General features: G+C 58.3%; 9 protein-coding genes. 2 read left to right on the top strand and 7 right to left on the bottom strand.

Going from position 1 to position 11779, the window contains the following annotated elements:
- Window positions 1-9 precede the first annotated feature (9 nt).
- A complete protein-coding gene (locus VG146_07180; protein HEV2392131.1) occupies window positions 10-870 on the bottom strand; it encodes a CbiX/SirB N-terminal domain-containing protein in 861 nt (286 codons plus the stop codon).
- A gap of 287 nt (window positions 871-1157) precedes the next feature.
- On the opposite strand from VG146_07180, the gene VG146_07175 reads away from it, so the two are divergent.
- Window positions 1158-4073: a glycosyl hydrolase family 28-related protein gene (locus VG146_07175; GenBank protein HEV2392130.1), complete on the top strand. Its 2916-nt coding sequence runs from the start codon at window positions 1158-1160 to the stop codon at window positions 4071-4073.
- A 33-nt stretch (window positions 4074-4106) separates the two neighbouring features.
- Here the strand turns inward: VG146_07175 and VG146_07170 are convergent, their stop codons facing one another.
- The 5 genes from VG146_07170 to sppA form a co-directional block, all read right to left on the bottom strand.
- Window positions 4107-5390, bottom strand: coding sequence for an ATP-binding protein (locus tag VG146_07170; GenBank protein ID HEV2392129.1), 1284 nt, complete (start codon window positions 5388-5390; stop codon window positions 4107-4109).
- The gene (locus VG146_07165) at window positions 5387-5731 is read right to left on the bottom strand and encodes a circadian clock KaiB family protein (GenBank protein HEV2392128.1); all 345 of its coding nucleotides are present in this window, start codon (window positions 5729-5731) and stop codon (window positions 5387-5389) included. The genes VG146_07170 and VG146_07165 overlap by 4 nt, the downstream gene beginning before the upstream one ends.
- An 83-nt stretch (window positions 5732-5814) precedes the next feature.
- Window positions 5815-6138 (bottom strand): circadian clock KaiB family protein, encoded by a 324-nt coding sequence (locus tag VG146_07160; GenBank protein HEV2392127.1) that lies wholly within the window; start codon window positions 6136-6138, stop codon window positions 5815-5817.
- A complete protein-coding gene (gene kaiC / locus VG146_07155) occupies window positions 6135-7700 on the bottom strand; it encodes a circadian clock protein KaiC (GenBank protein ID HEV2392126.1) in 1566 nt (521 codons plus the stop codon). The genes VG146_07160 and kaiC overlap by 4 nt, the downstream gene beginning before the upstream one ends.
- A 180-nt stretch (window positions 7701-7880) precedes the next feature.
- Window positions 7881-9029 (bottom strand): signal peptide peptidase SppA, encoded by a 1149-nt coding sequence (sppA, locus tag VG146_07150; protein HEV2392125.1) that lies wholly within the window; start codon window positions 9027-9029, stop codon window positions 7881-7883.
- Between the two features lie 349 nt (window positions 9030-9378).
- Between sppA and VG146_07145 the strand changes: the two genes are divergently transcribed.
- Window positions 9379-10404, top strand: a complete 1026-nt coding sequence (locus VG146_07145; protein HEV2392124.1) for a hypothetical protein — start codon at window positions 9379-9381, stop codon at window positions 10402-10404.
- Here VG146_07145 and VG146_07140 read toward each other — a convergent pair.
- Complete coding sequence (locus VG146_07140; protein ID HEV2392123.1) at window positions 10385-11554, bottom strand: pyridoxal phosphate-dependent aminotransferase family protein; 1170 nt, start codon at window positions 11552-11554, stop codon at window positions 10385-10387. The genes VG146_07145 and VG146_07140 overlap by 20 nt on opposite strands.
- Window positions 11555-11779: the final 225 nt, after the last annotated feature.

Raw genomic sequence — 11779 nt, 5'->3', positions numbered from 1 at the left:
GAATGGCTTTCAACCTGAAAAAGAACCCCAGCTATCGGCTTCGCGCACCCGTTCGAGGATCACATCAGCCAAAGAGGGCTCCGTGCCGACGCTGCCGGCATACCATACCAGCTTGCCTTGTTTTTCAGTCGGGTTGCGCCAGGTGGCTTGTCCCTGCTGAAGCCGCTGCTTCACGATACGCTCGGATTCACCCAACAAAATGGGAATATCCTCCCGCACATGCAAACCGTCGCTGATGAAAAAGGGAACTACCACCATATTTTTTGTCTGAGCCAAAGAGTAGCAGGTGGGGATAAGGGGTTGTTCCTCGAGAAAAACGGCGTGGACCGCCGCATAACTCCTCTGGCTGCTGATGACCTCAGCCTGGCGCTCGACCACTACCCGTGAATTTTCGTTTTGCTCCGTGCCATGGCCCGCTACGATGAGCGTGGTCTCGTTGGGCAAGGGAGCGCGAGGGAATGGATATTGTTGCACCACCCCCCGGGCGCGCGCCAGCAGAGCGGAGGTCATGCTGGGATGCGTGCCGACCGGCCTGCAATACTTCAGGATTTGCGCACTGCGCCGCTGCACCCGCCTGATGCCCCCGTGCCCTTCGCGCTCGAAACCCAATGCTCGGGGAATGACTTGTTCGCAAAAGTATCCCTCGCTGATGAACAGAGGAGCAATAAAAACCCTGGGCGTGTCGAGGGCCGGAAAAAGTTCGCTCACAAGAGGCTGTTGTTTCCAGAATCCTTCGCGGACCTCGGCGAAGCAGTTGCGGCGGCGCAACTCGGCGGCATGCTGATAAACCGGCGTAGCGGAATCCTCGTTGAGCGTGGTCCCGTGTCCGACCAGCACCAGCGCCGCGTCCGGAAATTCTGGCTGACTCACGGACAACCCTTAGCCCACTAAAAACCCAGGTGCAAGGTATTGGTTCACCATTCGCCAAGCGCGACGGGGCGGAGACGGCGGGGGCCCCTGGTTTTCAATGCAAAATGGAGTTTTAAGAATTGACTTTGATCCCGGGCAAAGCAGTCTGCTGAAGACGATGGCCGCGGGTGCATTCTTTAAAACGGGCTCTCAAGCGATGTTCTGAAAATGTAGGAGCTGACGTGAGGAGGCTCTGATAAATAGGAAGAAGCAGTTGAGATTTGAGCCTCCTCACGTCGGCGCCTATAATGAAACGATTTTCACAACATCTTCTGAGGCATCTCGGGTTGGTCCTGCTCTCCCTCACTGCGGCCCTGCCTGTCGGCGCAGGTTCCTATTACAAACAGCGACTCGAGGATTCCAGGGCGGTCTATGCCGCCGGCCCGTCTGGTGGTGACGACACCAAGGCGCTTCAGCAAGCCATCAATCGGGTCCAGGAAACCGGCCAGGGCATCGTCCTGCTCGGTCCAGGACGCTACCTTCTGAGCGATACTCTTTTTATTTGGCCCGGCATTCGCGTGATCGGATATGGCGCCGTCCGCCCGGTCATCGTCCTGCCAAAAAACACTCGGGGTTTTCAAGAACCCGCGCAAGAAAAGGTGCTGTTTTTCTTCGCGGGAGGGCGTCCTGGTTTTGGCCGCATGCGTCCACGCAATACGGGTTCGACTCCTGAACGTGTGCCCGATGCCAGTCCCGGAACCTTTTATTCCGCGCTCTCGAATGTTAATATCGAGATTGAGGATGGGAATCCCGGGGCGGTGGCCATCCGCGCGCGCTACGCCCAGCACTGCTTTCTCGCCCACATCGAGATGTTTCTGGGCTCGGCGCTGGCGGGCATTCACGAAGGGGGAAATGTCGTCCAGGATGTCCGCTTCTCGGGTGGACGGTACGCCATCTGGACCTCGAAACCCTCGCCTGGATGGCAGTTCACGGTGATTGACTGTTCCTTCGAAGGCCAGCTCGAATCCGCCATCCTCGAACGTGAAGCGGGGCTCACTCTCATTCGCCCTCATTTTCTACGCGTGCCAACCGTTGTCGCGATCGAGCCCGGCAAGGCCGACGAGCTTTGGATTAAGGACGCTCGCCTGGAAGACGTGACCGGCCCGGCTTTTGTTTTCGGTGTCGAGAACAATCCTCGAAACGAAATCAACATGGAAGGGATCACCTGCCGCGCAGTGCCGGTCTTTGCCAGGCTGCTTGATAGTGGCAAGCGCTTCGTCGCACCCGCAAATATCTACAAGGTCCAAATCTTCTCCCACGGCCTGCACTATTCGGAAATTGGGGCGGTACCCCAAATCAGAACATTGTTCGATGCCCTTCCAGTGGCTACCCTGCTGCCGCCCGTAGCCTCAGACCTGCCCGATCTGCCAGCGCCTGACGTCTGGGTGAACCTCAGTGACCTAGGCGCCAAGGGCGACGGCGTCACCGATGACACCCAGGCCATACAAAAGGCGATCGACACGCATCCCGCTATCTACTTTCCTTCCGGTTTTTACGTGGTGCGCGATACCCTGAGGCTCCGCTCGGACACCGTTCTGATTGGTCTCCACCCTGGCGCCACACAGATAATTCTGCGCGACAGCACGCCGGGTTATCAAGGGGTAGGACCGCCTAAGGCATTGCTCGAGACCCCGAAAGGGGGAAGTAACATCGTCGTCGGCCTGGGCCTATATACCAGCGGGGCAAATCCGCGCGTCGTCGCCGCTCTCTGGAAGGCCGGCGCCCGTTCCATGATGAACGATGTCCGTTTTTTGGGCGGTCACGGCACCCCTCAGGCCGACGGCTCACGCGAGAATCCTTACAACAACAACCATACGTCGGATCCCGACCCCAATCGCCGCTGGGACAGCCAATACCCAAGCCTTTGGGTCACTGATGGAGGCGGTGGCACTTTCCTCGATATTTGGACCCCCTCGACTTTTGCTACTGCAGGGATGCTTGTCTCGGATACAGAAACCGAAGGCCGCGTTTACCAGATGTCCAGCGAGCATCATGTCCGCTACGAGGTCCAGGTTCATAAGGCCGCCCACTGGCGGTTCTACGCCCTGCAGACCGAAGCCGAGCGCGGCGAAAGCGGGTTTGACCTGCCGCTGGAAATCGATTCTTCAGACGACATCAGCATCGCCAACTTGCACATGTACAGAGTCATCAGCTCATTCCAACCGTTTCCTTGGGCCGTCAAGGTGTCCCACTCCAGAGACATCCACTTCCGCAACGTGCACTGCTTCAGCAATAGCAAAGTCAGCTATGATTGCGCCCTTTTCGACCAGACCCACAACGTCGAGGTCCGCCACCGCGAGTTCGCCTGGCTTGACCTCTCCGGCAGGCCGCCCCAACCCAAACGGGCCGGCCATTCGCCTGTTCTCGCGCCGGGCGCTACCGTGGAAAAGCTCGCTGGTGGCTTTTTTAATATTTCGGGCGGGGTCTGCGGACCCTTGGGCGATTTCTACTTCGTGGACGCGCACTGGCAGCGCATTTATCGCTGGGACCCGGAGTCGCGCCAACTCTCCACCATCAGCGACTTCCCGCTCGAACCGGTGAACCTGGCGATCGGCAACGACGGTAACCTGCTGGTGGTGTCCTACGCGGGCAAAGGCAACGTTTACAGGCTCAACGCGCAAGGGGACATCGAGCCCTTGGCGCCTGAACCCGTCGCCGCCCGGGTGGCAAAGACCTTCTTCCTCCCGGTCAGCGACTGGCGATTGAATCGCGAATCGCTCTCGCATCCTGTGGCGCACTTTATCTCACCAGACGGCGCCACAATTCTGCCCGTTGGCGCGGACTTTCTGAGCGGAGCCACCAGTTGGGGTGTTAAATCGAGCCCTCAAATCCGCTCCTTTGGCCTCGCGCCAGCCGAGGCGGGGAAACCCTTTTATGTTACCGATGAAGCCGAGCTGACGACCTGGTCTGGCGTCGTAAAACCCGACGGCAGTCTCTCTGGCTTGCGCCTGTTCGCCGAGCAGGGGGGTGAAGGTGTGGCGGCAGACTTGAGGGGCACCGTTTTTATCGCCGCCGGTCAGGTCTATGTTTATGACCCCAAAGGCAGCCTTATCGATACAATTGAAGTGCCGGAGCGTCCTCTGCAACTCGTCTTCGGCGGGGGTGATCGTCATACCCTTTTTATTCCTGCCCGGACCTCCCTCTATGCAATACGCACACATTAGCCAGAGGGTGGGGAGATCGTAACGGAGCCTGCTTCAAGAGGCCTCTTGCAACTCAACCCAAAAACGGCTTCCTTCGCCTTCCACGGATTTAACTCCAACTCTCCCACCCATGCGGTTGACCACCTTCCGCACGATGGCCAGGCCAATGCCGGTGCCTTCATAGCCGGGATGGAGGCGTTGGAACATGCCGAAGAGGCGGTGGCGAGCGGATTTGGAAATGCCGATGCCATTGTCCTCGATCCAGATGCGGACCGGGCGGGCTGGCCTTACAAGATGCACCTCGGAAGATTCGCTTTTATCCTCCGGAGCCATGCGCCCCGAGGGTTCCGCCCAAATGCGCACCCGTGGCCGGGTGTTGCGGCGGACGAATTTGACGGCATTACCCAGGAGGTTTGAGAAGCATTGAATCAAGAGGGTTTCGTTGCCAAGCACCACGGGCAGTTGTTCCGCAACCTCAATGTCGGCATTTTCTCTCGAGAGATGAGGATAGCTTTCCAGCACGCCCTGAACAACTCTCGATAGAGCGACGCGGGCTAGCGGGGGCAGCTCAAGGACGGCTTTGTTATAGGTCAGTATGTCCTGGATAAACTTATCCAAACGGCTCGCGGCAGCGGCAATCCGGCGACAATAATCTTTCCGTTCCGCGGGCGTAAGTCCCAGGTCGCCCTCGAGCAAAGCGGCAAAGCCCTCCATTGCGCGGAGCGGGGCGCGGATGTCATGAACGACGGCGTAGGAGACATGCTGGAGTTCGCCGACCATTTCCTTCAGCTCCTTGTTTGCCGCCACCAGCCGCGTTTCGGCGGCCTTGCGTTCGGAGAGATCGGTTACAATCGCCGCCAGCGCTCCGGCCGGCTCGATGGGAATCGAGGACAAGGAGACCTCGACTGGCAGATACCCCCCTTCCGGCAGTCGCAATTGGAATTCCCCCCGAATACCGCCGCCTTTGGCGCCGCGCAATAGACCTTCAAGTCGCTCGTATTGGCCCGGCGCCAGCAGAACGCTCCAGCTTGAGCCGATTAATTGCTCGAGCGGTCTGCGCGCGAGTTGGGCGAAATGCGCATTAGCGTAGAGGATGGTTGCCTGCGGATTCAAAAGCAGGGCTCCTTCGTGCATCCGCTCGATCAAGCACCGGTATGGAGTTTCTGCCCCTTGCAGGGAGAAGATTTGCTCGCCACCGGACGCGGAGACCACCAGGGCATCCACTTCGCCGTTTCGGATGGCTTCGAGCGTTTCTTCCGCTTGCGCCAGCCGGGCTCTGGTTTCTTCAAGCTCGGCTGCCAGGTCTCTGTGAGGCGCTCGGAGAGTTCGTGTGCTCATGTGGATAGAATCCGCACATTGAGGCCGACGAGGATTTTCTTCGTGCGCGACATGTCCCCGATAAAGCGCCGCAGCGGCAGGGGTAAAAGCCGGATGAGGGTTGGGGCCGCGACGATCTGGTCTCCTTTGGCCAAAACAGGTTGCTGGTAAATATCGATAACCTCGAGATTGTAACGGCCAGCCAAGTGTTCCTCACAAATATTCTTGATGTTCAGAATCGCCCGCGTCGAGCGCGGCGTTGCTCCCGTGACATAGAGTCTCAGGACGTATTTCCCGGGGGGTGTCTTCTCTTTGTTCGAGCGACGCGCCGCGCTCTCGTTGCCTTTGGTCTCCCGCTTCATCAATTCTCCTCCAATCCTGCCTGTTTTCGCCATACCGGATTCCGGCCCGCCGCGGCCGTTCTGCGAGTTGGTTCACATCACGCTCATCCTGGTCTCAGGTCCAAGCCGACCAGCACGCGCTCCGTGTTGGACAAATCCCCGATGATCTTTCGGACCGGTTGCGGGAGTTTGCGCACCAGCGTGGGGAGGGCCAGAATCTGGTCGCCGCGCGCGAGGGTTGGGTCTTGAATTAAATCAACGATCTCGATGCGGTATTTGCCCGACAGATGTTCCTCGCACAGCTTCTTGAGATTTGAAAAGGCTGTGATCGATTTGGGGGTCTGGCCCGCAACATATAGCCGCAAGTCCCAGAATTTGCCATTGGGCTTGGTTTTTCCAGGTGATTGGCGCTTGCTTTTGGTTTTCATTGAGGTCTTGCTCTTTTGACCGCGCGATTCCTTGTCCCGCCCCGCTGCCCGTTGTCAGCCGCGGCGTTCCCGGCGGCGGCGGCTTCTGGCGGCTCCTGCGCCTCCGTTGCCATGACAGAGCCTTCATCAGAGCGGCTATCTGTTAGTTTCATCCCTTTGCTCGACAAACAGAATTCACGGACCCGGTTGGAATGGGCCATGCCGCGCGATTTCAACAGGTAGAGGGCGCGGCGCCTCTCGCCGTTCTGTTCGACATTGCCGACCAACACCCAGGTATCCATTAGTGAAGAAACCGCCGCTTGGGAAGTACCAGGCGCATCGCTTTCGGTGAGGCTTGTGAAGAGGCTTGTAATCCGCTCGGTTTTGAGGAAATCAATCAGCCGAGTCAACATTGAGCGCACATCTGGCCGTTCCCCTATGGAAATGAGGTTGGATATGGGGTCGAGGACTACTACGTTTGGCTTGGTCTCGGCGATAACCTGGTGCATCGAGAGGAGATGCATTTCTAAGCCGTAGAGGCTCGGACGCACGGCGTGGAACCGGAGCAGCCCACGACTGACCCACGGGGCGAGATGGATGCCAATTGACCGCATGTTGCGCAGGATTTGTTCAGGCGATTCTTCAAACGCGAAATAAACAGCGCGTTCTCCCCGCTTGCAGGCCGCCTCCACGAATGCCGCCGCCAGGCTCGATTTGCCGGTCCCCGCCGCGCCGGAAACCAGCACGTTACTCCCGCGGAAGTAACCTTTGGCCCCGAGCATTGCATCCAGGTCCGCCACCCCGGTGGCAACTCGCTCGGTAGGCGCCGGGTGCTCCAGGCCAATGGAAGTGATCGGCAGGACAGAAATGCCATTGGCCTCAATCAGGAATGGATACTCGTTTGTCCCGTGGAAAGAACCTCGGTACTTTATGATCCGCAACCGGCGGGTTGAAATTTGATCGGCGATACGGTGGTCAAGGACGATGACACAGTCGGCCACGTATTCTTCCAACCCATAACGGGTGAGTGTTCCCTCTCCGCGTTCTCCCGTGATCATGGCCGTCACCCCTTTTTCCTTCAACCAGCGGAAGAGTCGCCGCAGTTCCGCCCTCAAGATAGCTTCGTTGGGCAGACTGGCAAAGAGCGCCTCGATGGTATCGAGCACCACGCGCTTGGCCCCAATCGAAGCGATGGCATGCCCAAGGCGAACGAACAAACCCTCGAGATCGAATTGCCCCGTCTCTTCAATCTCGCTGCGTTCGATGTACACGTGGTCCAGGGCGATTTTTCTCTGCCGAACCAGGCCCGCCAAATCGAATCCCAGAGACGCCACATTCTTCGTCAATTCTTCCTCAGTCTCTTCAAAGGCAACAAAAACCCCGGGCTCATGGAATCGCGTGGCGCCGCGCACAAGAAACTCTATTGCCAGGAGGGTTTTGCCGCAACCGGCGCCGCCGCATACCAGGGTTGGCCGGCCTTTGGGCAATCCGCCGCCGGTGATTTCGTCAAGGCCGGTTACTCCCGTGGGGGCTTTTGCGATTCCATGGCCAGAGGCTTTGGGATTCGAGGCTCGGGGAGACATGACAACAATTTCCTACTTATTATTACATATCTAAAGTACGCGTGATCGGATTCTGCTCCTGCCTCATCTGTGTACACCGAGTCCGGTTGTATTGCAACACCAAGACCTCATCCCCTCATCCCTTAAGGGTTTTTGTAAATGAGAGCGCGCAAAAACGCTCCCAATGCCTCCCTCCACCGATCAATGAACGAATGTCGGTGAGAGGAAATACATCTGCCCGGCCTGCAACTTGGGCGTATCCAGGCCGACATCGACTTTGATTACCCGCGCTTCGCTCTTGCCGAACAGCCGGAACAGGTCCGAAATATCGTAGCGTTGCTGGTACTCGATTAGGTTCGCATTCCCAATGCCGGCGAGCTTTTTGGCCCGGGCTACGGCATCCTTAAAACCGCCCAATTCATCCACAAACCCAAGCTTAAAGGCCTCTGTGCCGGAGAGCACGCGCCCATCGGCGTAATCCTGCCAATGATCGCTTAAGGGGCGTCCTTTATCATTTGCATCTTTGTTTTTTTCGTAAGCCGCATCCCTGCCTTCCTGCACCACGCTCTTGAATTTGCCAAACGTCTCGTCGATCAAGCCCTGAAGCATTGCCTTTTCCTCGGGAGTGACGGAGTCCGGCTCGCGCGAGCCGCTGAGCATATCCTTGTATTTGCCGCTTTTATAGGTTTGGGGCAGGAGCCCGATTTTATCCATCAGTCCCCGGTAATTCCATGAACTCATGATGACTCCAATGCTTCCGGTAATCGTCATGTCATTTGCCACAATCCAACGGCACGGGGCCGATACATAATAGCCGCCAGACGCCGCCAGGCTGCCCATCGAGGCCACCACCGGTTTGTGTGAAGGTTTGGACTCAAATTCCGAGATGGCCCGGTAAATCTCATCCGAGGCGAGCACCTCGCCTCCGGGCGAATCGACCTTCAGAATGACTGCTTTTACCTGGTCATCCTCTTGGGCGTTCTTTAACTGGGCACGAATCAGCTCGACCATGCTATGGCCGCCCTGATCGATGACCTGGCCGGTAATGATGCCCTCGACATGGATAACCGCTATTTTGTTCAAGGCATCGTTGTCTTCCATCACAACCTCGTCCAGGCGTGGCCCGGCAGTGCGGGCGCCGTAACGGGCGGATTTGCCTCCCAGCAGGTTGCTGGCAAAACTCACGACGTTGAATAAAACGCTCGACACGAGCAGCACCAGCAGGACCAAAGCGGTAATCATCCAGCCGCGCCCGCGTCGGGGCGGTTGCGTGGCGGGCGGAAACACGACTGGCGGGGGCGCAATGGGTGGCGGGGGCGGACCGGCCGGTGGTGGCGCGTTGGCTTCCATATTGGCGGAAATTAGCCTACCCCAAGCCCACCGGCAAGTGGATTAGAATTGGGCGGCGACAACCAGGCGGGGCTAATGACAGAGTCGAAGCAACGAGCCGCCATTCCTGAGCGTAGGAGACGACGTAAGGAGTCTCTGATCAGCAACTTCCGAGTGAACGAAAGGCGGTCAGCCGACAATCTCGATCAGAAACTCCTTACGTCGTCTCCTACAAAGGTTTGGAACTGACCTTATCATTGGCCCTGACAGCCGTGGTGCATGACAGAATCTTCGATGGGGCAAGGATTTTCCGGCCTTGTCTTGTGGCCCGCAACTCGGTAATCAGCCTGGTGTGTTTAGATTCACGCTGATGCCCTCGCCCAGCCGCATCCGTTTTCGGATTTACAGGGTTGTTCCTTCTTTGCTCGTATTTTTCGCGCCATACGTCTGGGCGGCGGCCTTGCAAGCTGAATCAATTGCCACACCCACCATCGACACCGCAGCGGGCTGGCTGAAGTACCAAGCCAATCCGGTCCTGGGCGGGACAAATGGGACCTGTTTCGATATCGCCGTTCTCAAAGATGGCGCCGGATACCGCATGTGGTTTTCATGGCGCCCAAAGCACAGCATCGCGCTTGTGGAAAGCCCGGACGGCATTCACTGGAGCCAGCCTCCTCAAATTGTGCTCAGCCCAAATGAGCAAACCGGCTGGGAGGACGACATTAATCGGCCCGTGGTCCTCAAACGGGCGGACGGCTACCATCTATGGTACACCGGCCAGGCCAGGGGCCACTCGGCCATCGGCTATGCTACCAGCCCTGATGGGATTACTTGGCGGCGCACCAGCCCAAAGCCGGTCCTTTCACCGCAGCAGCCGTGGGAGAAAGTCGCCGTCATGTGCCCGGATGTCCTTTGGGATGCCCAGATTAGCAAATACCGGATGTGGTATTCAGCGGGCGATCAATATGAGCCCGACGCGATCGGTTACGCCACCAGCACCGATGGCTTAACTTGGAGCAGGCTTGGCGATCATCCCATCTTCACCCCCGACCCGCTTTACCCCTGGGAGCAACACAAAGTAACCGCCGTTCAAGTCGTGAAGGAGGGCGGCTGGTTCTTGATGTTCTACATCGGGTTTCGTGATGTGGACCACGCCCAAATCGGCCTGGCTCGTTCCAAAGATGGCATCACCCATTGGCAACGACATCCGGCCAATCCCATCATTCGCCCCGGACCCGGCCAATGGGACGCCGATGCTTGCTACAAGCCGTACGCCATCTTTGACGGCCAAAAATGGCTCCTCTGGTACAATGGCCGCCATGGCGGCGCCGAACAAATTGGCCTGGTTTTCCATCAAGGCGAAGATTTAGGTTTCCCTACATTGTCAAAGCCTTAATCAGCCGGTCAAGCTGCTCCTTGCTGTGTTCACTCGAAATTACGAACCGGAAATAACCACTGGCCGGACCTCCTGGATAGCGAATGAACGGCGGGAAAATTCCCTGCGCTAAAAGCTCCTGCTTCAATTTTGCCACTGCCTTAGCGGTTCGTGGATACAGGGCGAAAATGGGTCCTGGGGTTTCCGGCACATCGAGCCCCGCGGCGCGCAATGCCCCTCTCACATAAGAAGCGTTTTCTTTAAGCCGATGCCTAATCCGCTTGTCGCTGCCCAGGATGCGGACCGCCTCGAGGGCCGCATAAACCAACGGCAACGGCAGGGGCGTGCTCCCGGCAAACAGATGGCTCCCAGTCACGCATTGCCGACGCAGCTTTGATGTTCCCAGGATTGCACCGCCGTAAACCCCAAAAGCCTTGCTCAAGGTGATGGTTTGAATAATCCGTTTATCCCGCGCGCCCTCATGTTCCGGTGTGCCCCTTCCACACGCGCCTAAAACTCCGGCCCCGTGCGCATCGTCCAGCAGCACGGTTGCGTCCTGCGGGAGACCTTCCAAATACTGCCGCAAGGGCGCCACCGAGCCGTCTCGCGCAAACATCCCGTCGGTCAGCACGATCACCCTGGACTGCGGCCCGCAGCGGCGGAGGCAAGCCGCCAAGTCAGCCGGGTCCCGATGCTGGAACTGGACCACGGGACAATCCAGAGACCGGGCAGCGTCCTGAAGGGAAGGGTGCGCCGCGCGATCAATGAGGGCGTGGGAAAAATGGCGCGCCAGGGCCTGCGCCACCACCAGATTCGTCAGGTAACCGCTTGATGCCAGCAGGGCGGTTTCGACATGAAAGAATTGAGCTAGCCGGTTTTCGAGCTGCCCGTAGAGCCGATGGTTGCCTGTGGTCAGGCGCGACGCGGCAACGTTTAACCCGTACCTCTTGAGGCCGGTCAGCAAGGCGGCGGCTATCCTGGGATGGCTTGCCAGCCTGAAATAATCGCAACCGGCAAAATAAGAAAGCGTGCGGCGGCCCACGCGCGCCCACGTACGCTGGACCTGCTGCAGCGGTTCAGGCTCGAACACGGCGAGGTTATAAAGCGCCCGCGACAGGATCGCACGAAGAAATTTCTTGAGCCGGTCGCGGGATTTGGAGTGCGGTGGCAAGCGAGCGCGACGCCCGCTTTGGACGCGGATGCACGAGTGCCGGAGCCTGCCAGCATTTTACGACTGGATTTCGCCACCCCTTGAACCCCAGCGCAAACAGAAAGGCCGGAGGGTTAGCTCCGGCCTTTCCGACACACTCTACAAAGAGAACTTAAATTCTTTTCAGCAGCCCCGCCAAGGACCACCGTCAACACACCCCTACTTTAGCCACCTCTCCGTTTCCCG

This window comes from Verrucomicrobiia bacterium (assembly GCA_035946615.1).
GTDB lineage: Bacteria > Verrucomicrobiota > Verrucomicrobiia > Limisphaerales > UBA8199 > DASYZB01.
The sequence above is the reverse complement of the archived record's forward strand: the minus strand, read 5'-3'. Positions and strand labels throughout refer to the sequence as shown.